Genomic DNA, 23,568 nt, shown 5'->3' with positions numbered 1-23,568 from the left:
GCAGAAGCGGCCGTTTCGAGTTCAATCCGATTTCCGCTCAGCGGATGCGCTTGGCAGCCGGTTCCGGCACCAGCTCGCCATTCAGGCGGCGGTCGAGATAATCCTCGCATTCGCCCATCAACGTCTCCACCTGGCCGTTGAAGAAGTGGTTGGCGCCTTCGACCGTGCGGTGGGTGATGAGGATGCCCTTCTGGGTCTTCAGCTTCTCGACCAGGCCGTTGACGTCCTTCTCCGGCGCGACCTTGTCCGTGTCGCCGTTGATGATCAGGCCGGACGACGGGCAGGGGGCGAGGAACGAGAAGTCGTATGTGTTCGGCTGCGGCGCAATCGACATGAAGCCTTCGATTTCCGGCCGGCGCATCAGAAGCTGCATGCCGATCCAGGAGCCGAAGGAATAACCGGCAACCCAGCAGCTCTTCGAATCGGGATGCAGGCTCTGCACCCAGTCGAGCGCAGAGGCCGCATCGGAAAGCTCGCCCGCACCATGGTCGAACTCACCCTGGCTGCGCCCGATACCGCGGAAATTGAACCGGAGCGTCGTGAAACCGCGCTTCTGGAACATGTAGAAGAGCTGGTAGACGATCTGGTTGTTCATCGTGCCGCCGAACTGCGGGTGCGGATGCAGGATGATCGCGATCGGGGCGCTCTTTTCCTTGGAGGGCTGGTAACGGCCTTCCAGGCGGCCTGCGGGGCCGTTGAAAATGACTTCGGGCATCGGTACTCCGGTCAGCGTGCGTGCTCTGGTTCCAAACCGGCTGCCATATCGGCTCTGACGACGTCGAGTTTGACTTGACGAAGCCGCTCAGCTTTTCTAAAACACAGTTTAGAACCATTCGAAACTTTGGGCATCCGTCCTGCGGTGCCCGATGTGACGTCTCTTAAGGCATGGCTGGCCGAAATTTCAAGGAAAATGCGGTCCAGCCCTCCTATATGTCGTTAGACAGCTATCTAGACACGGAACCCGATCAGGCAATGGCTCTGAACCGCATATATCTGGACTGGAACGCGACGGCGCCTTTGAGCGTGCCGGCCCGCGCCGCCATGATCGATGCGCTGCAGCTGCCGGGCAATGCGTCTTCGGTGCATGGCGAGGGCCGTTCGGCCCGTGCCGCCGTCGACAAGGCGCGCCGCCACGTCGCGGCACTGGTTGGCGCCGAACCGGCGAATGTCACCTTCACCAGCGGTGCGACCGAGGCTTCCAACCACATCCTGACACCGGACTTCCGGATGGGCCGTGCGCCCCTTCATGTGAGCCGGCTTTACGTTTCGGCGATCGAACATCTGGCTATCCGCGAGGGCGGCCGGTTCGACCCGGCTGACGTTACGGAAGTCGTAGTCACGCCTGAGGGCATCATCGATCTCGAAGCCCTTGAAAACGCTTTGACTGCTCACGATCGCAGCACTGGCATGCCGATGGTCGCCGTCATGCTGGTCAATAACGAAACCGGCATCATCCAGCCGGTTGCCAAGGCTGCGGCGCTGGCTCACGCCCATGGCGGGTTGATGGTCGTCGATGCGGTCCAGGCGGTCGGCCGCATTCCTGTTGACATCAATGCACTGGATGCCGATTTCCTAATCCTGTCTTCTCACAAGATCGGTGGCCCCAAGGGTGTCGGCGCGCTCATCTCGCGCGGCGAAATACTGATGCCGAAGCCGCTGATCCGCGGCGGCGGACAGGAAAAGGGCCATCGCTCCGGCACCGAGAATTTTCACGCGATCGTCGGTTTTGGCGCAGCCGCGGAGGCTGTCCATGAAAACCTGGATCACCGTAATGCCGCGATCGCCATCCTCCGCGATCGTCTCGAAGGCAGCATGGTGCGGGCGGCGCCCGATGCGCTCATCCATGGCGCTTCCGTTCTGCGCGTGGCGAATACCTGCTTCTTCACATTGCCGGGTCTGAAGTCGGAGACCGGCCAGATTGCTTTCGATCTGGAAGGTATCGCGCTGTCCGCCGGTTCGGCCTGCTCTTCGGGAAAAGTCGGCGAAAGCCATGTTCTGACGGCCATGGGCCATGATCCGAAGCTCGGTGCGCTGAGAATTTCGCTCGGGCCGGAAACGACGGAGGCGGATATCGATCGCGCGATCGCCGCCTTCACGAAAATTGCCGCCCGCCGCAAGCCGGCAGGGGCTGCCGCCTAGGCGGTTTCGAAAATGGCGGAAATACAAATTTCCGCTTGCCAAAAGGTGTGAAAACGGCCTTCTGGCGCCTACATAAGGGAGGCACTGTCCCCCCGAGAAGATGACGAAATTGCCGGAATTTGAACCGGCAAGATTTGGAGAATGACATGCCTGCTGTCCAGGAAACGATCGATCAGGTCCGTGGGATCGATATCGACCAGTACAAATACGGTTTCGAAACCGTTATCGAAGTGGACAAGGCGCCCAAAGGTCTTTCGGAAGACATCGTTCGCTTCATTTCGGCCAAGAAGAACGAGCCGGAATGGATGCTGGAATGGCGTCTCGATGCCTATAAGCGTTGGCTGACCATGGAAGAGCCGACCTGGGCGCGTGTCGAATATCCCAAGATCGATTTCAACGACATCTACTACTACGCGGCCCCTAAGAACGTGACCGGCCCGTCCTCGCTTGAGGAAGTCGATCCGGAGCTGCTGAAAGTCTATGAGAAGCTCGGTATTCCGCTGAAGGAACAGGAAATCCTGGCCGGCGTCGAAAAGCCGAGGGTCGCTGTCGACGCGGTCTTCGACTCGGTTTCCGTCGTCACGACCTTCAAGAAGGAGCTTCAGAAGGCCGGCGTGATTTTCATGTCGATCTCGGAAGCCATCCGAGAGCATCCCGAACTGATCAAGCAGTATCTCGGTTCGGTCGTGCCGACGACCGACAACTATTACGCAACGCTGAACGCCGCCGTCTTTACCGATGGCTCCTTCGTGTTCGTGCCGAAGGGCGTTCGTTGCCCGATGGAACTGTCCACCTACTTCCGTATCAACGAGAAGAATACCGGCCAGTTCGAACGCACACTGATCATTGCAGAGGAAGGCGCTTACGTGTCCTACCTCGAAGGCTGCACGGCGCCGCAGCGCGATGAAAACCAGCTGCATGCCGCTGTCGTCGAACTGGTTGCGTTGGATGACGCCGAGATCAAGTATTCGACCGTCCAGAACTGGTATCCGGGCGACGCCCAGGGCAAGGGCGGCATCTACAATTTCGTCACCAAGCGTGGCGATTGCCGTGGTGCCCGTTCCAAGATTTCCTGGACGCAGGTCGAGACCGGTTCGGCGATCACCTGGAAATACCCGTCCTGCATCCTGCGTGGCGATGACAGCCGTGGCGAGTTCTATTCGATCGCCGTGTCCAACGGTCACCAGCAGATCGATAGCGGCACCAAGATGATCCATCTCGGCAAGAACACGTCGAGCCGCATCATCTCCAAGGGCATCTCCGCCGGCGTGTCGCAGAACACCTATCGCGGCCAGGTCTCGGTCAATCGCCGTGCTGACAACGCCCGCAACTTTACCAATTGCGACAGCCTGCTGATCGGCGACAAGTGCGGTGCGCATACCGTGCCTTACATCGATGTGAAGAACGCATCGGCGCAGATCGAACACGAGGCGACGACGTCCAAGGTTTCCGACGACCAGAAGTTCTACGCCATGCAGCGCGGCATTCCGGAAGAGGAAGCCGTGGCCCTGATCGTCAACGGCTTCGTCAAGGACGTCATCCAGCAGCTGCCGATGGAGTTTGCGGTGGAAGCCCAGAAGTTGATCAGCATCTCGCTGGAAGGATCTGTGGGCTAACTCGCAACCTCCGTCATCCTCGGGCTTGTCCCGAGGATCTAACCACGTGAGAGGATTGAGCGTAGACGTTTTCGCTTGTGTTTTAGGGCTTAGATCCTCGGGACAAGCCCGAGGATGACGGAGGTTGTATGAGTGGCTTCGTCTACATGATGTCCGATAAACCACGAGGCGTGATTTACACTGGTGTGACCAGCGATCTACGCGATCGCACTTGGGAGCATAGAAACAAAATTCAGAAGGGTTTCACCGAGAAATACAGAGCGAAAAATCTGGTCTGGTTTGAAAGCCATCCGAATATCGTTCTAGCGATACGACGCGAGAAATCTCTGAAACGCTATCTGCGGGAATGGAAGGTTAGGCTCATAGAGGCGCTCAATCCAACTTGGATCGACCTTTATGAGCGGATCGACGAAATTGAGAATGTCTATCGGCCGCATCCGAATACCATTCAGGTAGACGATTACGGCTGACGGCTTAGATCCTCGGGACAAGCCCGAGGATGACGACAAACAACGGATGACATACGTCCCGAACTATCAGGCGGCCCTTGAACCCGCTGTACGAACAGGAAAACGAAATGCTTGAGATCAAGAACCTGCACGCCCGCATCGCCGAAGACGGCACCGAGATCATCCGCGGTCTGAACCTCACCGTGAAGCCGGGCGAAATTACCGCCATCATGGGCCCGAACGGTTCGGGTAAGTCGACGCTTTCCTATATCCTTTCGGGCCGCGAAGACTATGAAGTCACCGAGGGTGACATCCTTTATAACGGCGAGAGCATTCTTGAACTCGATCCGGCAGAGCGCGCGTCGAAGGGCATTTTCCTGGCCTTCCAGTATCCGGTCGAAATTCCGGGCGTCGCCACCATGCAGTTCCTCAAGGTCGCCATGAACGAGCAGCGCAAGGCGCGCGGCGAAGCAGAGCTGACGACGCCGGACTTCATTCGCCGCGTTAAGGAAGCTGCCGAAAAGCTGAAGATCGACCAGGCCATGCTGCGTCGTCCGCTCAATGTCGGTTTCTCCGGTGGTGAAAAGAAGCGCGCCGAAATCCTGCAGATGGCGCTGCTCGAGCCGAACCTTTGCATCCTCGACGAAACCGATTCCGGCCTCGATATCGATGCGCTGAAGATCGTTGCCGATGGCGTCAACGCGCTGAAGTCGCCGGATCGCGCCACGATCGTCATCACCCACTACCAGCGCCTGCTCGACTACATCGTGCCGGACACGGTCCACGTCCTCTACAAGGGCCAGATCATCCGTTCCGGCGACAAGTCGCTGGCACTGCAGCTCGAAGAAAACGGTTATGCCGACATCATCGGGGAAGCCGCTTAAAGGCTGAGGGAAGGGACGTTCTCATGAACATGCAGACGACACCTCGTCTCACCGCCGCCGAAACGGCGCTGGTCGAAGCTTTTGGCGCGCAGATCGGCGAACTGCCGGGCAATGGCGCCGTGATCGGCACCCGCGACCGGCTGCTGGACGACCTGAAAAAGGCCGGCCTGCCGACCCGCCGCATCGAATCCTGGCATTATACCGACCTGAAGACGCTGCTACGCGCCATTCCGGACGCCGTACCGTCTGCCGTCATCGACCCGCTTTCGCCGATCGTCGAAGGCTCGGCCGTGCTTTCGGTCCTGGACGGCATTGCCGATATCAAGGCCACGGCCGACGGTATCGAGCTCTCGCTTTTCAAGGAAAAGCTTGCCGATGGTTCGGCACTTGCCGGCCTGACGGCACTCGACAAGGACGACGCGATCGGCCGCATCAACGGCAGCTTCGTGCGCGACGGTTTTGCGCTGGTCGTGCCGGCTGGCGCCGAGATCGCCGAGCCGGTCGAGCTGCAGGCGCTGCATGGCGCCGGCCAGATCCATACGCGCTTCCCGGCATCCTTTGGCGCCAGATCCAAGGCGACGATCATCGAGCGTCACCGGGCGGTGATGGAAGGTGCCGCCTTCGTATCCTCGATCAGTGACATCGCACTGGAAGACGGTGCGGAAATCACCTGGATCATCCTGCAGCAGCAGGGCGCCGCCGATACGCATCTCGGCCAGATCCGTGCCAAGCTTGGCACCAACGCCAAGCTGCGCCTGTTCGTGGTCAATGCTGGCGGAAAGCTGGTGCGCCAGGAACTGCGCATCGATGTCCAGGGCGAGGGCGCCGAACTGACGCTGCGCGGCGTCAATCTGCTCGGCGGCGACACGCATACGGATGTCACGCTGGTGCTCGGTCATAACGTGCCGCACACCAACTCGACGGAAATCATCCGCAACGTCGTGTTCGACAAGGCAAACGGCGTCTTCCAGGGCATGATCCGGGTCGCTCCGGACGCCCAGAAGACCGATGCCAAGATGGCCTGCAACACGTTGCTTCTGTCCGACGACGGCGGATTCTCGGTCAAGCCGGAGCTGGAAATCTTCGCCGATGACGTGATCTGCGGCCACGGCGCCACGGTTTCCGATATCGACCGCAACCATCTCTTCTACCTGATGGCCCGCGGCGTTCCGGAAAACAAGGCGCGAGCCATGCTGGTCAACGCCTTCGTGGCCGAGATCGTCGAAGAGCTGGAAGACGAAAAGCTGGTCGAGGCGCTGGAGGGCGTCATCTCGGCCTGGCTGGAAAAGCATGCCTGAGGGCGATGACGGAGGGCAACGTTTCCTCCGTCATGCTCGGGCTTGTCCCGAGCATCCAAGCCGGTCCAGCAAGCGTAAATGTGGATAGATCCTCGGGACAAGCCCGAGGATGACGTAGAGCAAGCGTCAACGGCTGCGAAACTAAACCTTCTGCGGTAGCTCCTTTGAGGAGCGACATGAAAGGGTCTGACAATGGACCAGACAACACCGGTAACCGCATACGACGTCGAAGCCATCCGCAAGGATTTCCCGATCTTGTCGACCATGGTGCATGGCAAACCGCTCGTGTACCTGGACAATGGCGCCTCGGCGCAGAAGCCGCAGATGGTGATCGACGCGATCAGCCACGCCTATTCGAGCGAATACGCGAATGTCCATCGCGGCCTGCATTACCTTTCGAACGCCGCGACCGACGCCTATGAAGCCTCGCGCGAAAAGGTGCGCCGTTTCCTGAATGCCGGTTCGGTCGATGAGATCGTCTTCACCAAGAACTCCACCGAGGCGATCAATACGGTCGCCTACGGCTGGGGCATGCCGAATATCGGCGCAGATGACGAGATCGTCGTGACGATCATGGAGCACCACTCCAATATCGTGCCGTGGCATTTCATCCGCGAACGGCAGGGCGCCAAGCTTGTCTGGGTACCGGTCGATGACGAGGGCGCCTTCCACATCGAGGACTTCGAGAAGTCGCTGACGGAAAAGACCAAGCTCGTCGCCATCACCCATATGTCGAATGCGCTCGGCACGGTCGTCCCGGTCAAGGAAGTCTGCCGCATCGCCCATGAGCGCGGCATTCCGGTGCTGATCGACGGCAGCCAGGGCGCGGTCCACATGCCGGTCGATGTTCGCGACATCGATTGCGACTGGTACGTGATGACCGGCCACAAGCTTTACGGTCCGTCGGGCATCGGCGTGCTCTACGGCAAGTCGGATCGCCTGAAGCAGATGCGGCCGTTCCAGGGCGGCGGCGAGATGATCATCGACGTGACCGAGGATATGGTCACCTATAACGACCCGCCGCACCGGTTCGAAGCCGGCACGCCGCCGATCGTCCAGGCGATCGGTCTCGGTTACGCGCTTGATTACATGGAAAAGGTCGGCCGTGCGGCGATCGCCCGCCACGAGGCGGATCTGGCTGCCTATGCTGCCGAGCGGCTGCGGTCCATCAACTCGCTCAGGATCATCGGCAATGCGCCGGGCAAGGGTGGCATCTTCTCCTTCGAGCTTGCCGGCATCCATGCCCATGACGTATCGATGGTCATCGACCGCAAGGGTGTCGCGGTTCGCGCCGGTACCCATTGCGCCATGCCGCTCTTGAAACGCTTCGGCGTCACCTCCACATGCCGCGCATCGTTCGGCATGTATAATACTCGCGCCGAAGTCGACGCACTTGCCGATGCGCTTGAATATGCGCGTAATTTCTTTGCCTGAGGATTTTTGCCATGGCTATCGATGAAACGGTTCCGAAGTGGGATGCCCGCGAGGGGATCATCAAGTCCAGCATTCCGGACGAAGAGATTGCCCGGCTTTCCGATGACATTATCGCGGCGCTGAAGACCGTCTACGACCCGGAAATCCCGGCCGACATCTTCGAACTCGGTCTGGTCTACAAGATCGATATCGAAGACGATCGCATGGTGAAGATCGTCATGACCCTGACCGCCCCGGGCTGCCCGGTGGCCGGCGAAATGCCGGGCTGGGTCGAGAATGCAGTCAGCGCCGTGGAAGGCGTCTCGGGCGTGGAAGTCGAAATGACTTTCGATCCGCCGTGGACACCGGAGCGCATGTCGGAAGAGGCGCAGGTCGCCGTCGGTTGGTATTGATCCGTTTACGACCGGACATTACATTTGAATCGGAAACGTCGGACCTTGAATCCGGTTGTTGAAGGAGAATGAGCCCATGGGCTTTGCAGTGATGACGATGACCGATGCCGCCGCGACCCGCGTCAAGCAGATCGTCGGCAATTCCGGTGCGGACGCCAAGGGCATCCGTGTCGGGATCAAGAAGGGCGGTTGCGCCGGCATGGAATACACGATCGATCTCGTCTCCGAGCCGAATGCCAAGGACGACCTGATCGAGCTTTCCGGCGCCAAGGTCTGGATCGAGCCGTCCGCGGTTCTCTATCTCCTCGGCACCCAGATGGATTTCGAAGTCACCCAGATGCGCTCGGGCTTCATTTTCGTGAACCCGAACCAGACATCCGCCTGCGGTTGCGGTGAGTCTGTTGAATTGAAGCCAGCCGATCTGGCGGCGCTTGCCAAGCAGCGTGAAGCGGAAGCGCGCGTTTAAGCGCCACTGCTGTCGTCATCCTCGGGCTTGCCCCGAGGATCCAAGCCTTCTCAACATATTCGACGTGGATAGATGCTCGGGACAAGCCCGAGCATGACAGCTTGCGCCTTGTCCACGCTACTCGTGCCGCAGCGCTTCGATCGGGTTGAGCTGTGCCGCCCGCCTTGCTGGGAAATACCCGAACACCATGCCGATCGCCGCCGAGAAGGCGAAGGCCAGCAGGATGATCGTCGGGCTTGCCACGAATGGCACGTCGAGCAGGCTGACAACCCCGAAGGCCAGCGCCAGTCCCGTGACGATGCCGGTCACGCCGCCGAAGATCGACAGCATCACCGCCTCGACGAGGAACTGCGTCAGCACCTGCCGCTCCAGCGCGCCGATGGCAAGCCGTATGCCGATCTCCCGGGTGCGCTCCGTCACCGAGACCAGCATGATATTCATGATGCCGATGCCACCGACGAGCAGGCTGACCGCGGCGACCGCGCCGAGCAGGCCGGTCAGAAGCACCGTTGTGCCGGTCATCGCCGCGGCGATCTGCGACATGTCGTTGACCGAGAAATCGTCCGGCCGGCCGATGGCTATGCGACGCCGCTCGCGCAGCAGGCTTTCCACATCCGACTGAACCTTGGAGGTCGCGACGCCGTCCTGAGCTGACAGGATGATGCTGCCGATCGTTGTCGTGCCACCGATCCGCCGCTGGTGCAGCTTAAGCGGCATGATCACCGTATCGTCCTGGTCGTCGCCGAGGCCCGACTGCCCCTTGACAGCCAAGACGCCAATGACGGGGCAGGAGACGTTGCTGACGCGGATATTCTGCCCGACCGGATTGGCCGAACCGAACAGCTCCTTGCGCACTGTCTCGCCGATGATGCACGCCGCCTGGCTGCCGCGATCTTCGTTCGACAGGAATTTGCGGCCGAGCGCTAGGTCCCAGTCCTGCGCGATTAGATAATCGTTGGTGGTGCCGATCACCGAGGACGAATGGTTGGCGCCGCCGGCGATCACCGTCGCCGTGCCGCGGTTCAGCGGCGCCACGGCGCGCAGGCCGGTCACCTGATCCTGGATTGCCAGAACATCCTTGTCGTTAAAGCGTTTCGCTTCCGTGCTGGCGCGGCCCGGACCCCATTGGCCAGGGCGGAGGAACAGCGTGTTGGTGCCGAGCCGCGAAAGCTCCGCCTGCACCTTGGCCGTCGTGCCGTTGCCGACCGTCACCATGGCGATGACGGCGGCGACGCCGATCACCACGCCGAGCACGGTCAGAAAGGAGCGCAGCAGATTGCGGCTGATCGCCCGCCAGGCAAGCTTGGCCGTTTCAAAGAACATGGTCCGGCTCCTTTGCCTGGGTCTGGTCGGAAGCGAGATGCCCGTCGACGAAGCGCAGCAGCCGCTTGCCGTAAGCCGCGATGTCTTCCTCGTGGGTCACCATGATGACGGTTATGCCGTTCTCGCGATTGAGCCGGGTAATCAGGTCCATGATCTCGACGCTGGTGCGGGTGTCGAGGTTACCAGTCGGCTCGTCCGCCAGAAGCACGGCCGGATCGGTCACGATCGCGCGGGCGATCGCCACACGTTGCTGCTGGCCGCCGGAAAGCTCCTGCGTTGTATGTCCCTCGCGGCCTTTCAAGCCAACCTGTTCCAGCGCGATCAGCGCGCGCCGTCGCCGCTCCTTGTGGTCCATGCCGCGATAGACGAGCGGCAGCTCGACATTCTCGACCGCCGAAGTGCGGGCGAGCAGGTTGAACCCCTGAAAAACGAAACCGAGCATATGGCGCCGCAAAAGCGTCAGCTGCGCACGGTCGAAGACGCTGGTCGGGATGCCCTGAAAGACATATTCGCCAGACGAGGGCAGATCGAGGCCGCCGATAATGTTCATCGCGGTCGACTTGCCGGAGCCGGACGGTCCCATGATCGAGACGAATTCGCCCGAGTGGATCGTCAGATCGATGCGGTCGAGAGCCCGGATGGTCGCCTCGCCATGGCCGTAGAATTTCGAGACCTGCTGGAATTCGATGAGCGGTGAGGTCATGCCGGCCTCCTCAGTTCGCCCGTGCCGCAGCATCGGTAACCAGTCGATCGCCTTCCTTGATCTCGCCGGATTTGACGACCGTGAACTGGCCGTCGGTCGCGCCCGTTTCGACCCGTACCCGCTGGGGAGTTTCGCCGCGTAGGACGTAGACGGCCCGGCCGGTGGTGGCCGCATCGCCGCCGCGATTGCCGCGCGGGCGAGGCGGCGAAAAAAGCCGGGTCAGGAAGCTGCCGCGTGCTCGAGCGGTCTCCGGCGGCGAATAGCGCAGCGCGGCATTTGGCACGAGCAGCGTTCCGGCAACCGACTGTACCGTAATATCGGCTGTCGCGGTCATGCCGGGGCGGAGCAACAGGTCGGCATTGTCCACCGTCAGGATCGCCTTGTAGGTCACGACATTGGAGACGGTCTCCGATGCGAAGCGCACATCCTGGATCTTTGCCGGAAAATGCCTCTCCGGATAGGCGTCGACGGAAAATTTGGCGGTCTGGCCCTTTTCCACCTGGCCGACATCGGCTTCATCGACTGCAACCTGCAGCTCCATGCGCCGAAGGTCGCCGGCAATGGTGAACAGGACGGGTGCGTTAAGCGAGGAGGCAACCGTTGCGCCCGGATCGACGTCGCGTGTCAGCACGACACCGTCGATCGGCGAGACGATCTTCAGCTTGGAGAGATTGACTTCTGCAAGCCGGAGGTTGGCTTCGGCCGAAAGCACGGTCGCTTCATTGACTGATTTGCTGGCGAGCGCGGAATCGTAAGCGAATTTCGCCGCATCCAGTTCCTGCTGGGTGGAAATACGGTTGCTGACGAGGCCGGTCAGGCGATCGAGCGTATTCTTGGCGGATCCCGCTTCCGCCTCCGCCTTCAGAACATTGGCTCTTGCGGAGGCAAGCTGGGCGCGCGCGCTCTGCACATCGGCTTCCTGCTTGTTGGTATCCAGTTCGGCCAGCACGTCGCCTTGCTTGACCGTGCTGTTATAGGTGACGTTCACCTTGCGCACGGTGCCGGAAAGCTCGCTTGAAATATCGACCTGGTCCGTAGGCTGAACCGATCCGGTTGCCGTCACGATAACCGCCAAATCGCCTGTCTTTGCCGGCTGAGTGGTATAATCGAAACGCGGCCCGCCGCTTCCAGCGTAAAAATAGGCAGCGGCAGCGCCCGCACCGACGATCATGAGAAGCAACGGCCAGAAGATCCGCCGGCCCTTTTTGCGCCGGGTACCGGAGGCGGCCAGGATCGCGGCGAGATCGGGCGCTGGGCTCGTCTTTTCGGCCGGGTCTGGGGTCTTCTGGATATTCAACGTCGCATCCTCTGTTCGGGAAAAGTTCAGGCGGTTTTCCGCCTTCATGCCGTCATGCGGCGCAAATCCGCCGGAAGCATGTCCATGGCGAGATTTCTCTATCCTTTCAATGGCATGAAATGGGTGTGGAGGAAACTTAAATATCGGTAAGGTAGTGTTGCGGGGATGCTTAGAACTTCATGCAGTTTTAAACAGGATATGCTACAGGAGGGTACCCGATTACGGGGGTAAAGGGGATATATCCATGACCAGGAAAATTTCGGTTCTTGCCGGAGCGATTGCTGCTGCTCTCGTTTCTTCGGCCGCCGCACGTGCCGCAGACGACGTCGTCTTCACGATCATCAACAAGACCAACGGAACGCTCGAGCGTTTCTTCACGTCGCCGGTCGGTGTGAAGAGCTGGGAAGAAGATGTCTTCGGCGACGACGTTCTGGAGCCGGGCGAAAGCATCAAGATCACCATCGGCGATGGTCGCCGCACCTGCAAATACGACCTGCGTTTCGAGTTCACCGCCGAATCGAATCTCAACCCGCTCGAAGACAGCCAGGACATCTGCCAGATGTCGACTTACACTCTGCATCAGTAAGTTCGGCGTTAAATTTCGATTTCGGCAAATTTCGATTTCGGCATGCATCGATCTCCTTGTTGAAGCGTTGAATGAACGCTCTAACCAAGGAGATTTCCCATGATCGATGCAGCACGTATCAAGGAACATGCCGAAGTCATCGGCGCGGACGGTGTCCATGTCGGCACCGTCGACCGCGTCGAAGGCGGCCGTATCAAGCTGACCAAGAAGGATAGCGGTGAGGGCAGTCATAAGGGCCATCACCACTTCGTTTCGCTCGAACTGGTCGCCGATATCGAAGGCAACCGGGTGCGCCTTTCTGCAGATGGCGATGTCGCCGTTTCCTTCGAAGAGGAAGAAGGCGGCAAGCCCGTTCACTGACAACTGCGACGAATGAAAAAGCCGGCGTCTCTCGCGAGCCGCCGGCTTTTCGTTTTGGAGTTTTGCGAGGGCTTACTGCGTCGAGCTTGGAACGCCGAAGCGTTCCGGCAGGAATGCGGTTTCAGCCGGCGGTCCGCTCAGGCGATCGGTTTTGGAAGCCGTCGTCGTCGGTCCGGCCGGATGCATCAGCAATGCGACGATCAGGCCACCCGCAATGGCCGATCCAAAGGCAATCAAAGCATTTCGGGCGTTCATGGCATATCCTCCTGGATTGCCGGACAATACGCCGAAACGAAAAAGGTTCCGGCAGACGCCGGAACCCTTGTCATTGTCTGTCGTGATAGGCCGATCAGGCCTGCCGTGCGGCCTTGAGTGCGTTTGCCCACCAGGAGAGGTCGTCCAGCATGGCTGCGACCGGACCGTCGAGATGGGTAAGTTCGGTCAGCGGCTTGCCGTCGCGCCAGACGGCGAAGAAGTCGGAGCCGCCGATATGAACGCCGAACCGGGTCGGCGCCATCTGGAGCTCGACGGCGATGTTACGCAGATGCTCGATGGCGCGGGCACCGCCGACACTGCCGTAACCTACGGCGGCCGCCGGCTTGCGGTTCCATTCCGGATAGGCAAAGTCGAGCGCGTTCTTCAATACGGCCGTGATCGTACGGTTATATTCAGCCGTGATGAAGATATAGCCGTCGAACTCGGCGACCTTTTTCTGCCAGCGCTGGCCGACTTCGTTTTCCGTCGGAACCCAGGCGTTGGAGGCTTTTTCGTTGAAGAACGGCAGCGGAAAATCGCGCAGGTCGACAATTTCGAAATCCATGTCGTCACGCTTCGAAGCGGTGTCATAAATCCACTGTGCCGGCTTTTCGCCGAAACGGACGTCGCGCGTGCTGGTGATGATGATGGCAATCTTGGGCTTGGCCATGGAATCCTCTCGGGGTCCGGAAAATCAATTGAAGTAGGGCGCCGAGAAACTAGGGCTGTGATGGCTCGCCGGTCAAGCGGACATGATCCTAGTTTTGGGTGGACAGGAAATATCACGTTCGGCGAGGATGGAAGCGCATCAGTTTTGCGCCGACAGCTCCATCGGGCTTGCCATGATCTGGCCGCCGCCAAGCGAGGAATCCGCATATTTGAACGCCAGAATGCTGAGTACCGAGGCGACGAGAACTACGAAAATAATTCGCATGATAAGCTCCTTTGCGCCGACAACGGCCCGCACCGGGCAAGGTTCCGTTAACCGATTTCATCAGCAACCGGTAATTCACGCTTAAGTTTTGGTTAAAATGAGATTGACTCCACGAATAGGTCGAGCCTGACTTTTTGCCCGCCAAACGCATTTAAGCGGTCATGACTGAGCTCCATATGACATGGATAAAAGCAGCCGCAGAGGCGGCAAGCTATCGGCGGATGTACAAGCTGGCGGCGGAGATCGTCGGCAGCGACATGGCGCGGCGCGACATGCGCAAGGCGGCAAAGCGGGTAATGCGTGTGCTGGAAGAAGTGATCGACCTGCCGATTGCCGATGCGCTGCTGCTTGCGCGGGCAAGACGGCGGTTCTCCGAATTGTCCGCCATTCTTTCGCGGCCGCTGGACCGGCGCGAGCTGACCGAAACGGCATCGCCCGGCCAGAATGACCGGGCGATGGAACTTCATTGATCCGATGGCGGTCAGCCAATCGCGAAGGGAACCGCCACGAAGGTCTGGTTCTCGCCGCGCTGGATGAGCAGCAATACCGACTTTCGACCGGCCTTGCCGGCATCCGCAACGGCGCTCTTGGCTTCCTTGGCCGATTTGACCGGCAGCTGGTTGACCGAGACGATGACATCGCCCGGCTGCAGGCCGGCATCGGCGGCCGGCTTGTCGGGAGCGACGCTTTCGATCAAGGCGCCCGCTTCACGCCGGGACAGGTTCAGCGCCTGACGAACATCCGGAGTGATATCCGCAAGGCCGATGCCGATTGTCGGGACGCGCTGCGCTTCCGAGCCCGACTTCTTGCCGTCATCGGCGGAAGCCTGCTGTTCGTCCCTGTCATTGCCGCCGATCGTGATGCTGAGATCCTTCGGTGCGCCCTGACGCCAGACGGTAAGGCTCTGCTTGGCGCCCGGAGCCAGATCGGCCACCATGCGCGACAGATCGCGCGGCGACTTCACGGGCTGGCCGCCGAGCCCGGTGATGACGTCGCCGGTCTCGATGCCCGCCTTGGAGGCCGGCGTGCTGCCGCTGACATTGGCGACCAGAGCACCTTCCGCCTTGTCGAGCCCGATCGCATTGGCAACGTCGGACGTCACCGGCTGGATCTGCACGCCGATAAAGCCGTGTTCGATCGAGCCGTCCTTCATCAGCTTGGCGACGACCTTCTGGGCCTGATCGGACGGGATGGCAAACCCGACGCCGACGCTGCCGCCGTTCGGCGAATAGATCGCCGTATTGATGCCGACGACCTTGCCTTCGAGATCGACCAGCGGACCGCCGGAATTGCCATGGTTGATCGGCGCATCGATCTGAATGAAGTCGTCATAAGGACCGCTGTGCAGATCGCGGCCGCGGGCCGAAACGATGCCGGCGGTGACCGTCGTGCCGATACCGAAAGGATTGCCGATCGCAAGAATCTGATCGCCGGCATTCAGCCTGTCGGAATCACCCCAGGTGACGGTGGCGAGTGGCTTCTTCGATTCGATCTTGATGACGGCGAGGTCGGATTTCGGATCGGCTCCGATCAGCTTCGCGGGCACTTCGCTACCGTCGTCGAGCGTGACCTTGATGCTCATCGCCTTGTCGATGACATGGTTGTTGGTGACGATATAGCCATCGGACGAGATGACGAAGCCCGAGCCGAGCGCTTCGGCCCGCTGAGCCTGCTGGCGCTGCTGCGGCGCCTGGCGAGGCATCGGGACACCCTGCTGGCCGAAGAACTGCCGGAACTGCTCGTCGAAAGGCGAATTGCCGCCAAGCGGAGAATCACTGTCGTCGTCGGAACTGACGTTTTCGGCCTTCATCGTGGTGGTGATGGTGACGACGGCCGGCTTGTCTGCCGCGACGACGGGAGCGAATGAACCGCCCGGCGCGACAATGCCGGGCACGGCCGTGGACGTGCCGGCGGCCGCGTAGGCGGCATTGTTGCCGATGACCATCGGCAGCGCGAGCGGTGCTGCGATGATGGCTGCGCCGAGAAGCGCTGCGAACCGGTGTTTGCGGAGAATGTCGGACATGGTCTTTTCCTTTCTTTGGTGCCGCGCAAACGAGAGGGCGGTCTGCGGGCATAGGTGGTCGTGCGACGGCGTAGGCCGTTGCCGGTCAGGATGTGTTTTCGGATATGGAGGATTGCGGACAGCTATCGGCTGCGGGATATCACGGTCGCAATCGGTCGGTAGGCGTGCCAGTCCGATGCGCGGCGCTGCAGGACGTGTGACAGGCCGGCAAATGCTGGAGTTTGGAGGTGGACGGACGCATGACGAGCTCCGCGGTCTTCAGATAGTCCCGACTGTCTCATACTGTCGCGTCACGACCTCCTTGTGGTCGCCGGCAGTATTCAGCCTTGAGAAAGGCTTACGCCTCGGCCGTTGAAACGTCAGCTTAATTATAGATAAGGTTGGCTGGCCTTCAGGCGCCGCATTTTCGACGGAATTACAGCCTCTGAGAGATTCAGGACTTCGAGAATGTTTTTAATTTCAATGGCTTGGATGAGCCAGCATTGCAGACAGTTGGTCCTCGGCCGTCAAATGAAACCTGAAGTTTTTGTAATGCAGGGTTTTGCTGGGGAAGATGAGCAATTTTTAATGTCCACCGGCTGAGGAAAGAGCCTTTTCCGAAAGCGGATAAACAGGGCTATTCTCTTGCGGCTGCCGTGTCTTCGGTTATGGACTACGCCTCGTAGCGGCCGGTGGCGTAATTGCAATGACTGGATGCTGGATCTGATTTCGCATCCAGTCACTTGCCTATCTGCACTCACAATATCCGTTCGCATCGCACATTGAGCAGGAGTATCCTTTGCAACATGGGTTTTGACTATCGCATCGACTATACAAACCGCTGCATGCAATTTCCGTGTCACTATTTCTGGGGGAAAGTCTGGGACTCTCAGTGCGGCCTAAGATGTTGATCGACGGTGGATATTTCGCCTGCATTACAAATCCTAGATCAGAGCCACTAGACACGTTCGGCATGAATAGTCCGGCTAGAGTTAGAATTGCAAATGCTCTCCTCATCTTATTCGCCTCCCTATATTTGACGGGAATTATATTGCTGAGCAACCTTTCCGTGTCAAGCGGAATAAATGATGACAACTCGCGCCCAACGTTTTATGTCCCCGCGGTTTCGCTGAACCGAACGGCACTAAATACGACTGCCGTCTAAAGGCGGCAGTTGCTAACCAAAAGCGGAATGATGATGCGTGGGCACCGCCGCCAGCCGTGGTTACACAGCCCAATGGTCACGCGAGAGCAAGGCTTGGCTGGCGGATCTCGGCAACCCGCTATGTGCATACGGCTGCGGCCGCAAGGCTAATATGATGGACCACATCATCGCAGCAAAAGGTGACATGCGCCTATTCTGGTCGCGGTCCAACTGGCAGCCATTCCACGACACATGCAACCGACGGAAGGCTATCCGCGAAGAAGGCGGATTTGGTCTTCCTGCGAATCTATGAAGTCAACCGTTTCACTTTGGAGCTCTCTAAGCTCGTCAGTCAGCCGAATAATGTCATCTTTTTGTGTGCGAGAGCACTTGGAGTTGTGCGCCCACATGCTCTGTCTGAGAATCATCAACTCACCATAGATGCCCGAGAACTTGTTCTGGATGGTGTCACGCATACCTGCCTCCTGTTGCTCCACAACACGCATAGGGGGCGGTCGTCAATTTTTGACTAACGCCCCTGAACCAGCGGCGTAGTCATCTTCGCAATTCTCTCCAGGAACTTCAGCGATGGCAATCGTCGACTTGGACGATGCGAAGGAGAATCTGCGTCTGCTCCATGACGATAACGACGCACTCATTAGGCTAAGATCGACGCCTCGCAGGCTCATCTCGAGTCCCTTCTCGGCTACCAGATCGAGGAATAATTCGAAATTATACCAGCCGACCTCGTCGAGGCCATGATGCAGCTTGTCGGCCATTGGTACGAAAACCGTGAGGCGTCCGTCGTCGCCGCCACGATCGTCGAGACGCCGCTGTCGGTCTGGGATTGTAGTGCGCGAGCGCCGCAGTTATGCGTTCGAATGACCGAGGTTACCTTTCAGATCTGCAATATGAGACCGGCATCGTGCATTCCGGCGAGTGGCTCCGAATTAGTTGCGGCCTTTGAGGTTGACGTTTTCCCCTTCAGGCTCCGCAACTGCAATATTCGATCACAGCCGTCTGGCCAGTTGTGGGTGAAGTTACCCGGGCGGAGGGAAGGAGGCATCTCTATTTTATCCCCAGAACTCATAGAGGCCATCCGCGAGAAAGCCTTGGCCAACTATCTGGAGAAATTCGATGGCTCGCGGTCGTAAAGCAGCAGTCACAGCACCGGACGACGCCGCATCTTGCCGCAACTCGTCGCCGATAGCAAGATCGCCGCGCACGAGCTAGGCACGGTCGAGGGCCTACTGCCTGGCGGTCGCCAACATGCGATAGGCGGAAAGCATCGTGGCAAGGACGGCCCAACGTATGTGTCATCAACCGGTGAAATAAAGCGACACCCAGCAACAACCCTCGTCAAGGAAGCCGTGGAATCCTCTCGCAGGCTGGCCACAAAGCTCGGCTTGACGCCTGCCCGCCACACGAAGAATAAAGGAGGCGCCGTTGGATCAGACGAAGACGACGCCCTCGGCGACACGTAGCCACCCGGCTTGGGTGTTCGATGATAGCCCTATTCCAGATCCACACGGCAAGGGAGAAGCTGCAGTTCGCTTTCTGAAAGCGCTGCGGCATCCAAAATCCAAGGCTCTTGGCCGCGCTTTTCAGTTAGATCGCTCGTCTCTAATACCGCGGCGAAGGCCGAAGAACTTCCGTATAGATTCGTCGTCGGGCAGACCGTCACCTTTCACGGACTACACGGGTTAATCCGACCGTTCTCGCACATCCCCAGGCAGCCCGCTGCATGCCTTATCGATCATCGGAGAATCGTATGGTCGCCCGCATCGGCTTGTTCGTGCGGAGTATTTGATTGCCGCCTAGAACCAAAAGCGCGCCAGACCACCGCCCGCGATGTAACCAGCGGTCGGCAGCCGCCACTCTGCCCGACAGGGCAGGGCGGTTTCCGTGTGCCGAGTGCCATCTATGTGACTTAAACCGGCACCATATGCGGTAAACGGCGGTATTCTGAGGTAATGATTTCCACCAATTGCATTGCTTAGGTGATTGAGATCATTGGATGTTTTTGGTGAGAGCGCAGGGATTCGAACCCTGGACCTACTGATTAAAAGTCAGTTGCTCTACCGACTGAGCTACGCTCTCCCGTGGCCGCGACGAAGCGCGTCCCTGAAAGTGCGCGGAACATAGGCAGGTGCCCCCCTGCGGTCAACCCGCAAAAGAAGCAAAATTGCGGCTTCTTGCCGCTTTTCCCAAGCGAAGCGAAAAGGTGATTGGCATTCAGGGCTTCGAGACATTAATTCGGGGGCGAACGGGGCTCCTTGAAAGCCCGCCTGTCGGAGCTTTTAAGTGTCGATTGCCGAAATATCCCTTCTGAGCGCTCTTCTCGCCGGCGCTCTGTCGTTTCTGTCGCCCTGCGTTCTGCCGCTAGTCCCGCCTTATCTCTGTTATATGGCCGGCATTTCCGTCGATCAGTTCCGCGGAGGAAACGCCGCCGTCGTCGAATCAGCGAGGGATACGCGCCGGGCGGTGATGATAGCTGCGCTGTTCTTCACGCTCGGCTTCGCAACCGTTTTCGTGGCGCTCGGCGCCGGCGCCTCGACGATCGGCGTGCTGCTTCGCCAGCATCTCGATCTTCTCTCGAAGATCGGCGGCGTCATCATCATCATCATGGGTCTGAATTTTCTCGGTGTCTTCCGCATCGGCGTGCTGGCGCGCGAGGCGCGGTTCCAGGGCGGCGGCGAGCCGGCGACGCTGTCCGGCGCCTATGTCATGGGACTTGCCTTCGCCTTTGGCTGGACGCCCTGTATCGGACCGGTACTCGGTGCAATCCTCGGTGTTGCGGCCTCGCGTGATACGGTCGGCGAGGGGGCGATGCTGCTGGCGATCTATTCGCTCGGATTGGCCATTCCGTTCTGGATCGCCGCCGGATTTTCCGGCGCGTTCATGCGCTTCCTGACCCGATTCCGCCGTCATCTCGGCATGGTCGAAAAGGTCATGGGCGTGTTCCTTATCCTGACCGGCCTTGCTTTTATCTTCGGATTCGTCAGTTCGGTCGCAATCTGGTTCCAGCAGACCTTTCCAATCCTGATGCAAATCGGCTAACGGGGAAAGCATCTGCTAATAAGCCCGATCGCCGCGGGCATCAGGATACCATGGCCGATATCATTGCATTGCTGCTGCCGTTTTTCGGGCTGATTCTGATCGGGTATATTGCCGCCAAATGGTTTAAGCAGCCCGCCGAAGCGCTCGGCTGGATGAATATCTTCATCATCTATGCGGCACTGCCGGCGCTGTTCTTCAAGCTGGTTTCGCGCACGCCGGTCGAGCAACTGACGCGCATCGATTTCATCCTCGGCGAGATCGGCGCGACCTATCTGGTGTTTTTCCTGCTGTTTGCCATCGGATATTTCATCCGCCGCAACTCTTTCGCCGATTGCACCATCCAGTCCTTTGCCGGCGCCTATGGCAATATCGGCTATATGGGGCCGGGTCTGGCGCTACTGGCCTTCGGTGAGGCGGCGGCCGTGCCGGTGGCGTTGATTGTCTGCTTCGAGAACGCCTTCCACTTCATCATGGCGCCGACGATGATGGCGCTGGCCGGCGGCGACAAGCGGCCGGCGGGCGAGGTCGCTGCAGATATCGCCAAGAAGGTTGTCCTGCATCCGTTCATCATCTCGACAGCACTGGGTTTTGCATTTGCCGCCTTCGCGGTAAAGCCTCCGGAAGCATTCCTGCGGCTGGTCGATTATCTGGCGCAAGCTGCAGCACCGTGTGCTCTGTTTGCCATGGGCGTAACGTTGGCGCTGCGGCCAATCAAGCGCGTCCCGGTGGAGATCGGCTATATCTCGGTTTTCAAGCTGATCCTGCTACCGGCAACGACCTATACGGTTCTATCGATTATCGGCAATTTCGATCCGGTCTGGGTCTATTCGGCGGTGTTGCTGTCGGCCTTGCCGACCGCCACCAATGTCTTCGTCATCGGCCAGCAATATGGCGTCTGGCAGGAGAGGGCATCAGCCAGCATCCTGATTACCACGGCATTGTCCGTGGCGACCCTGCCGCTCGTGCTTTACCTCATCCATTCCGGCCTGTTACCGCCGGATCTCGTGCCTTAGCGTCTCAACGATCGAGCGGAAACCGCGGCCCGGCTCAACACCCTCCTGCATCAGGAGGTTTCTCAGCGGCGGTGCCTTGGTCAGGATATGCAGCCCGGCGGCCCGCAACATCTGCACCGGCAGAAAATCCGACAGCAGAGAGCGGTTAAGAAGATCGACGCCGAACGTACGGCTCATTACATCCGGCCGACGGTGGCGATTGAAGCGTTCGCCGGCATCAGCCGGGATCGGCCGTTCCGTCCCGGTGGCCGCGAGCTGTTCCTGCAGGGAAATGATGTCACGAAGCGAGAGATTGAGGCCTTGCGCGCCGATCGGCGGGAAGGCGTGCGCAGCTTCGCCGATCAGGGCGAGGCGCCCCTTGCCGAAACGGTCGGCCATCAGGCTCGACAGCGGCCATGCCTGCGGCTGGCCTTCCACGCTCACCTTGCCGAGCATCGATTGCATCCGGTCTTCGACCTGGCGGGAAAGCTCGGGCGTCGGCAACGCCAGCAGACGCTGCGCTTCGTCTGGCTTCACCACCCAGACGAGGCTGGAGCGGTTGCCGGGCAGGGGAACCTGCGTGAACGGCCCGTTCTCCGTATGAAACTCGGTCGAGATATTGCCGTGCGGCAACGTGTGGACGAAATTCAGAACCACAGCCGATTGCGGATAGGACCAGGTGCGAACGCCGATGCCGGCGGTCTCGCGCGCCTTCGATTTACGGCCATCCGAGCCGATGACGAAATCGGCGGTGACGATCGCGCCGTCGGAAAGCGTCAGGGCCGCCCTTTCATCCGTATAGTCGAGCGTTTCGACACTCGCGTCGATCTTCGAGATATTGGCTTCTGCATCGACGGCCGCGCTCAATACTCCGGACAAGGCGGGGTTGGGGATGTTGTAGCCAAAGGCGTAAAGCTCGACATCCTGAGCGCGGAATTGCGCGGTCGGCGCCCGCAGCAGCCGCTTGGTACCGTCGATGATCTGCATGACGCAGAGCGGCGCGGCAGACGGTGCAATGTCATCCCATATGCCGAGACGCTCCAGAAAACGGATGGACTGGTCCATCAGCGCCGTCGTCCGCTCGTCGGCTTTTTCAGATCCGGGCGCGATCAGCGCGACCTTGCGGCCAACACGCGCCAGCGCCAGGGCGGCAATCGATCCGGCAAGCCCTCCGCCCACCACGGCGATCTCGAAATGCTGCATGTCCATCGTCCTGCGTTCGTCGATATTCATGTTGTTTTATCTAGAACGCCCGTCGCGGCATATCCATGGGGCATCGCGGCGCAGCATGGAAAAACCCGGCTTTATCCTGAGGGCGAGGGCTTCTCCGGTTGCAATGCATGTTGATTGGCCGCATATCTGCCCGACAAAAAGAGAGGCGGACAGACGGCGTGATCAGACGAATCTTCAACTATCGGAAAGTGCCCTATGCGGAAATCCGCGCCTTTTCGGTCCATCTTCTGACCGCTTCCGGTTCCTTCCTTGCCTTCCTCGGTGTCGTCGCGGCCTCCGAAGAACGGTTCGTCCACATGTTCTGGTGGCTGGGCCTTGCTCTCCTCGTCGATGGCATCGACGGGCCGATCGCCCGCAAGGTGCGCGTCAAGGAAGTGCTGCCCAACTGGTCGGGCGACACGCTCGACAACATCATCGATTACGTCACCTACGTGCTCCTGCCGGCCTTTGCGCTGTACAAGAGCGGCATGATCGGCGAGCCCTGGTCCTTCGTCGCTGCCGGCGCGATCGTCGTTTCGAGCGCCATCTATTATGCCGACATGGGCATGAAGACGGATGAATATTTCTTCTCCGGTTTCCCGGTCGTCTGGAACATGGTGGTCTTCACGCTTTTCGTGACGCATGCCAATGCGACCGCGGCGCTGATCCTCGTGTCCGTTTCCGTCATCCTCACCTTCCTGCCGATCAACTTCCTGCATCCGGTGCGGGTCAAACGGCTGAGGCCTCTCAATCTCGGGATCTGCCTCATCTGGTGCGCGCTTGGCGGTTATTCGCTGCTGAACGATTTCAACAGCCCCTCCTGGGTGGTGTGGGGCGTCGTGATCAGCGGCCTTTATCTCTATTGCATCGGCGGCGTGCTGCAGCTTTTCCCCAACCTTGGAAAATAGTCTGAGCTTGACCTCAAGCTCGTCTTTCATGTTGTGCGCAGCAACAAAAACGGTATCAATATGACAGTCGCACACTTCGGCGCTCCGTCCGGAGAAGCGTTCGTAAAATCAATG

Annotated in this window: 26 protein-coding genes and 1 tRNA gene; 15 read left to right on the top strand and 12 right to left on the bottom strand. The window is 59.6% G+C overall.

Annotation, left to right across the window (positions count from 1 at the left end):
* Positions 1 to 37: 37 nt before the first annotated feature.
* A complete protein-coding gene (locus tag KX729_RS00310; protein ID WP_219740471.1) occupies positions 38 to 715 on the bottom strand; it encodes an alpha/beta hydrolase in 678 nt (225 codons plus the stop codon).
* Between the two features lie 257 nt (positions 716 to 972).
* Here KX729_RS00310 and KX729_RS00305 point away from each other — a divergent pair, with 257 nt between their 5' ends.
* From KX729_RS00305 to sufA, 8 genes are all read left to right on the top strand, one after another.
* Complete coding sequence (locus KX729_RS00305) at positions 973 to 2,139, top strand: cysteine desulfurase family protein (protein ID WP_219740470.1); 1,167 nt, start codon at positions 973 to 975, stop codon at positions 2,137 to 2,139.
* Positions 2,140 to 2,285: 146 nt separating this feature from the next.
* Complete coding sequence (sufB, locus tag KX729_RS00300) at positions 2,286 to 3,755, top strand: Fe-S cluster assembly protein SufB (RefSeq protein ID WP_219740469.1); 1,470 nt, start codon at positions 2,286 to 2,288, stop codon at positions 3,753 to 3,755.
* Positions 3,756 to 3,883: 128 nt separating this feature from the next.
* Positions 3,884 to 4,225 carry a GIY-YIG nuclease family protein gene (locus tag KX729_RS00295; protein ID WP_219740468.1) on the top strand — a complete coding sequence of 114 codons (342 nt, stop codon included), beginning with the start codon at positions 3,884 to 3,886 and terminating at the stop codon, positions 4,223 to 4,225.
* Positions 4,226 to 4,332: 107 nt separating this feature from the next.
* Positions 4,333 to 5,088 carry a Fe-S cluster assembly ATPase SufC gene (sufC, locus tag KX729_RS00290; protein WP_219740467.1) on the top strand — a complete coding sequence of 252 codons (756 nt, stop codon included), beginning with the start codon at positions 4,333 to 4,335 and terminating at the stop codon, positions 5,086 to 5,088.
* Positions 5,089 to 5,111: 23 nt separating this feature from the next.
* Positions 5,112 to 6,386 carry a Fe-S cluster assembly protein SufD gene (sufD, locus tag KX729_RS00285; RefSeq protein WP_219740466.1) on the top strand — a complete coding sequence of 425 codons (1,275 nt, stop codon included), beginning with the start codon at positions 5,112 to 5,114 and terminating at the stop codon, positions 6,384 to 6,386.
* A 192-nt stretch (positions 6,387 to 6,578) separates the two neighbouring features.
* Positions 6,579 to 7,820, top strand: coding sequence for a cysteine desulfurase (locus tag KX729_RS00280; RefSeq protein ID WP_219740465.1), 1,242 nt, complete (start codon positions 6,579 to 6,581; stop codon positions 7,818 to 7,820).
* Between the two features lie 11 nt (positions 7,821 to 7,831).
* Positions 7,832 to 8,212, top strand: coding sequence for an SUF system Fe-S cluster assembly protein (locus KX729_RS00275; RefSeq protein WP_219740464.1), 381 nt, complete (start codon positions 7,832 to 7,834; stop codon positions 8,210 to 8,212).
* 76 nt (positions 8,213 to 8,288) lie between these two features.
* Positions 8,289 to 8,678, top strand: coding sequence for a Fe-S cluster assembly scaffold SufA (gene sufA / locus KX729_RS00270; RefSeq protein WP_219740463.1), 390 nt, complete (start codon positions 8,289 to 8,291; stop codon positions 8,676 to 8,678).
* Between the two features lie 117 nt (positions 8,679 to 8,795).
* On the opposite strand, the gene KX729_RS00265 is transcribed toward sufA, so the two are convergent.
* Genes KX729_RS00265 through KX729_RS00255 form a run of 3 tightly spaced genes read right to left on the bottom strand, consistent with a single transcriptional unit; the run spans position 8,796 to position 12,049 of the window.
* Complete coding sequence (locus KX729_RS00265; protein WP_219740462.1) at positions 8,796 to 10,001, bottom strand: ABC transporter permease; 1,206 nt, start codon at positions 9,999 to 10,001, stop codon at positions 8,796 to 8,798.
* Positions 9,991 to 10,704 (bottom strand): ABC transporter ATP-binding protein, encoded by a 714-nt coding sequence (locus KX729_RS00260; RefSeq protein ID WP_219740461.1) that lies wholly within the window; start codon positions 10,702 to 10,704, stop codon positions 9,991 to 9,993. Before KX729_RS00260 ends, KX729_RS00265 begins: the two co-directional genes overlap by 11 nt.
* Before the next feature lie 10 nt (positions 10,705 to 10,714).
* A complete protein-coding gene (locus KX729_RS00255; protein ID WP_219740460.1) occupies positions 10,715 to 12,049 on the bottom strand; it encodes an efflux RND transporter periplasmic adaptor subunit in 1,335 nt (444 codons plus the stop codon).
* A 196-nt stretch (positions 12,050 to 12,245) separates the two neighbouring features.
* Here KX729_RS00255 and KX729_RS00250 point away from each other — a divergent pair, with 196 nt between their 5' ends.
* Together KX729_RS00250 and KX729_RS00245 are read left to right on the top strand one after the other, a co-directional pair.
* Positions 12,246 to 12,587: a hypothetical protein gene (locus tag KX729_RS00250; RefSeq protein ID WP_219740459.1), complete on the top strand. Its 342-nt coding sequence runs from the start codon at positions 12,246 to 12,248 to the stop codon at positions 12,585 to 12,587.
* A gap of 99 nt (positions 12,588 to 12,686) precedes the next feature.
* Positions 12,687 to 12,947 (top strand): DUF2171 domain-containing protein, encoded by a 261-nt coding sequence (locus tag KX729_RS00245; RefSeq protein ID WP_219740458.1) that lies wholly within the window; start codon positions 12,687 to 12,689, stop codon positions 12,945 to 12,947.
* A 72-nt stretch (positions 12,948 to 13,019) separates the two neighbouring features.
* Here KX729_RS00245 and KX729_RS00240 read toward each other — a convergent pair whose 3' ends face one another.
* The 3 genes from KX729_RS00240 to KX729_RS34210 all read right to left on the bottom strand — a co-directional run bounded on the left by KX729_RS00240 (position 13,020) and on the right by KX729_RS34210 (position 14,136).
* Complete coding sequence (locus KX729_RS00240; RefSeq protein ID WP_219740457.1) at positions 13,020 to 13,202, bottom strand: hypothetical protein; 183 nt, start codon at positions 13,200 to 13,202, stop codon at positions 13,020 to 13,022.
* Positions 13,203 to 13,296: 94 nt separating this feature from the next.
* Positions 13,297 to 13,872: an NADPH-dependent FMN reductase gene (locus KX729_RS00235; protein WP_219740456.1), complete on the bottom strand. Its 576-nt coding sequence runs from the start codon at positions 13,870 to 13,872 to the stop codon at positions 13,297 to 13,299.
* 138 nt (positions 13,873 to 14,010) lie between these two features.
* On the bottom strand, positions 14,011 to 14,136 hold the full coding sequence (locus tag KX729_RS34210; protein ID WP_281423202.1) for a hypothetical protein: 126 nt from the start codon (positions 14,134 to 14,136) through the stop codon (positions 14,011 to 14,013).
* A gap of 176 nt (positions 14,137 to 14,312) precedes the next feature.
* On the opposite strand from KX729_RS34210, the gene KX729_RS00230 reads away from it, so the two are divergent.
* A complete protein-coding gene (locus KX729_RS00230; protein WP_219740455.1) occupies positions 14,313 to 14,606 on the top strand; it encodes a hypothetical protein in 294 nt (97 codons plus the stop codon).
* A gap of 11 nt (positions 14,607 to 14,617) precedes the next feature.
* Here KX729_RS00230 and KX729_RS00225 read toward each other — a convergent pair whose 3' ends face one another.
* From KX729_RS00225 to KX729_RS00215, 3 genes are all read right to left on the bottom strand, one after another.
* Complete coding sequence (locus tag KX729_RS00225) at positions 14,618 to 16,159, bottom strand: DegQ family serine endoprotease (RefSeq protein WP_219740454.1); 1,542 nt, start codon at positions 16,157 to 16,159, stop codon at positions 14,618 to 14,620.
* A gap of 1,392 nt (positions 16,160 to 17,551) precedes the next feature.
* Positions 17,552 to 17,758 (bottom strand): hypothetical protein, encoded by a 207-nt coding sequence (locus tag KX729_RS00220; RefSeq protein WP_219740453.1) that lies wholly within the window; start codon positions 17,756 to 17,758, stop codon positions 17,552 to 17,554.
* A gap of 42 nt (positions 17,759 to 17,800) precedes the next feature.
* A complete protein-coding gene (locus KX729_RS00215; protein WP_219740452.1) occupies positions 17,801 to 18,061 on the bottom strand; it encodes a hypothetical protein in 261 nt (86 codons plus the stop codon).
* Positions 18,062 to 18,469: 408 nt separating this feature from the next.
* On the opposite strand from KX729_RS00215, the gene KX729_RS34510 reads away from it, so the two are divergent.
* Positions 18,470 to 18,766, top strand: a complete 297-nt coding sequence (locus tag KX729_RS34510; RefSeq protein ID WP_219740451.1) for a P27 family phage terminase small subunit — start codon at positions 18,470 to 18,472, stop codon at positions 18,764 to 18,766.
* 540 nt (positions 18,767 to 19,306) lie between these two features.
* Here KX729_RS34510 and KX729_RS00205 read toward each other — a convergent pair.
* Positions 19,307 to 19,382, bottom strand: a tRNA-Lys gene (locus tag KX729_RS00205).
* Between the two features lie 204 nt (positions 19,383 to 19,586).
* Here KX729_RS00205 and KX729_RS00200 point away from each other — a divergent pair.
* Together KX729_RS00200 and KX729_RS00195 are read left to right on the top strand one after the other, a co-directional pair.
* Positions 19,587 to 20,342, top strand: a complete 756-nt coding sequence (locus tag KX729_RS00200; protein WP_219740450.1) for a cytochrome c biogenesis CcdA family protein — start codon at positions 19,587 to 19,589, stop codon at positions 20,340 to 20,342.
* A 50-nt stretch (positions 20,343 to 20,392) separates the two neighbouring features.
* On the top strand, positions 20,393 to 21,355 hold the full coding sequence (locus KX729_RS00195; RefSeq protein WP_219740449.1) for an AEC family transporter: 963 nt from the start codon (positions 20,393 to 20,395) through the stop codon (positions 21,353 to 21,355).
* On the opposite strand, the gene KX729_RS00190 is transcribed toward KX729_RS00195, so the two are convergent.
* Positions 21,332 to 22,537 carry a UbiH/UbiF family hydroxylase gene (locus tag KX729_RS00190; protein WP_219741171.1) on the bottom strand — a complete coding sequence of 402 codons (1,206 nt, stop codon included), beginning with the start codon at positions 22,535 to 22,537 and terminating at the stop codon, positions 21,332 to 21,334. The genes KX729_RS00195 and KX729_RS00190 overlap by 24 nt on opposite strands.
* Positions 22,538 to 22,674: 137 nt before the next feature.
* Here KX729_RS00190 and pcsA point away from each other — a divergent pair, with 137 nt between their 5' ends.
* Positions 22,675 to 23,454, top strand: coding sequence for a phosphatidylcholine synthase (gene pcsA / locus KX729_RS00185; protein WP_219740448.1), 780 nt, complete (start codon positions 22,675 to 22,677; stop codon positions 23,452 to 23,454).
* Positions 23,455 to 23,568 lie beyond the last annotated feature (114 nt).

The sequence above is a fragment of the Neorhizobium populisoli genome, assembly GCF_019430945.1.
Classification (GTDB): Bacteria; Pseudomonadota; Alphaproteobacteria; order Rhizobiales; family Rhizobiaceae; genus Neorhizobium; species Neorhizobium populisoli.
Note: the sequence above shows the minus strand (reverse complement) of the source record. Positions and strands in the feature narration are given on the sequence as shown.

Excerpts from the sequence above, each read along its gene's own strand:
- KX729_RS00310 (WP_219740471.1), bottom strand. The coding sequence starts at position 715 with ATGCCCGAAGTCATTTTCAACGGCCCCGCAGGCCGCCTGGAAGGCCGT.
- KX729_RS00305 (WP_219740470.1), top strand. The coding sequence starts at position 973 with ATGGCTCTGAACCGCATATATCTGGACTGGAACGCGACGGCGCCTTTG.
- sufB (WP_219740469.1), top strand. The coding sequence starts at position 2,286 with ATGCCTGCTGTCCAGGAAACGATCGATCAGGTCCGTGGGATCGATATC.
- KX729_RS00295 (WP_219740468.1), top strand. The coding sequence starts at position 3,884 with ATGAGTGGCTTCGTCTACATGATGTCCGATAAACCACGAGGCGTGATT.
- sufC (WP_219740467.1), top strand. The coding sequence starts at position 4,333 with ATGCTTGAGATCAAGAACCTGCACGCCCGCATCGCCGAAGACGGCACC.
- sufD (WP_219740466.1), top strand. The coding sequence starts at position 5,112 with ATGAACATGCAGACGACACCTCGTCTCACCGCCGCCGAAACGGCGCTG.
- KX729_RS00280 (WP_219740465.1), top strand. The coding sequence starts at position 6,579 with ATGGACCAGACAACACCGGTAACCGCATACGACGTCGAAGCCATCCGC.
- KX729_RS00275 (WP_219740464.1), top strand. The coding sequence starts at position 7,832 with ATGGCTATCGATGAAACGGTTCCGAAGTGGGATGCCCGCGAGGGGATC.
- sufA (WP_219740463.1), top strand. The coding sequence starts at position 8,289 with ATGGGCTTTGCAGTGATGACGATGACCGATGCCGCCGCGACCCGCGTC.
- KX729_RS00265 (WP_219740462.1), bottom strand. The coding sequence starts at position 10,001 with ATGTTCTTTGAAACGGCCAAGCTTGCCTGGCGGGCGATCAGCCGCAAT.
- KX729_RS00260 (WP_219740461.1), bottom strand. The coding sequence starts at position 10,704 with ATGACCTCACCGCTCATCGAATTCCAGCAGGTCTCGAAATTCTACGGC.
- KX729_RS00255 (WP_219740460.1), bottom strand. The coding sequence starts at position 12,049 with ATGAAGGCGGAAAACCGCCTGAACTTTTCCCGAACAGAGGATGCGACG.
- KX729_RS00250 (WP_219740459.1), top strand. The coding sequence starts at position 12,246 with ATGACCAGGAAAATTTCGGTTCTTGCCGGAGCGATTGCTGCTGCTCTC.
- KX729_RS00245 (WP_219740458.1), top strand. The coding sequence starts at position 12,687 with ATGATCGATGCAGCACGTATCAAGGAACATGCCGAAGTCATCGGCGCG.
- KX729_RS00240 (WP_219740457.1), bottom strand. The coding sequence starts at position 13,202 with ATGAACGCCCGAAATGCTTTGATTGCCTTTGGATCGGCCATTGCGGGT.
- KX729_RS00235 (WP_219740456.1), bottom strand. The coding sequence starts at position 13,872 with ATGGCCAAGCCCAAGATTGCCATCATCATCACCAGCACGCGCGACGTC.
- KX729_RS34210 (WP_281423202.1), bottom strand. The coding sequence starts at position 14,136 with ATGCGAATTATTTTCGTAGTTCTCGTCGCCTCGGTACTCAGCATTCTG.
- KX729_RS00230 (WP_219740455.1), top strand. The coding sequence starts at position 14,313 with ATGACATGGATAAAAGCAGCCGCAGAGGCGGCAAGCTATCGGCGGATG.
- KX729_RS00225 (WP_219740454.1), bottom strand. The coding sequence starts at position 16,159 with ATGTCCGACATTCTCCGCAAACACCGGTTCGCAGCGCTTCTCGGCGCA.
- KX729_RS00220 (WP_219740453.1), bottom strand. The coding sequence starts at position 17,758 with ATGCGTGACACCATCCAGAACAAGTTCTCGGGCATCTATGGTGAGTTG.
- KX729_RS00215 (WP_219740452.1), bottom strand. The coding sequence starts at position 18,061 with ATGGCCGACAAGCTGCATCATGGCCTCGACGAGGTCGGCTGGTATAAT.
- KX729_RS00195 (WP_219740449.1), top strand. The coding sequence starts at position 20,393 with ATGGCCGATATCATTGCATTGCTGCTGCCGTTTTTCGGGCTGATTCTG.
- KX729_RS00190 (WP_219741171.1), bottom strand. The coding sequence starts at position 22,537 with ATGCAGCATTTCGAGATCGCCGTGGTGGGCGGAGGGCTTGCCGGATCG.
- pcsA (WP_219740448.1), top strand. The coding sequence starts at position 22,675 with ATGTTGATTGGCCGCATATCTGCCCGACAAAAAGAGAGGCGGACAGAC.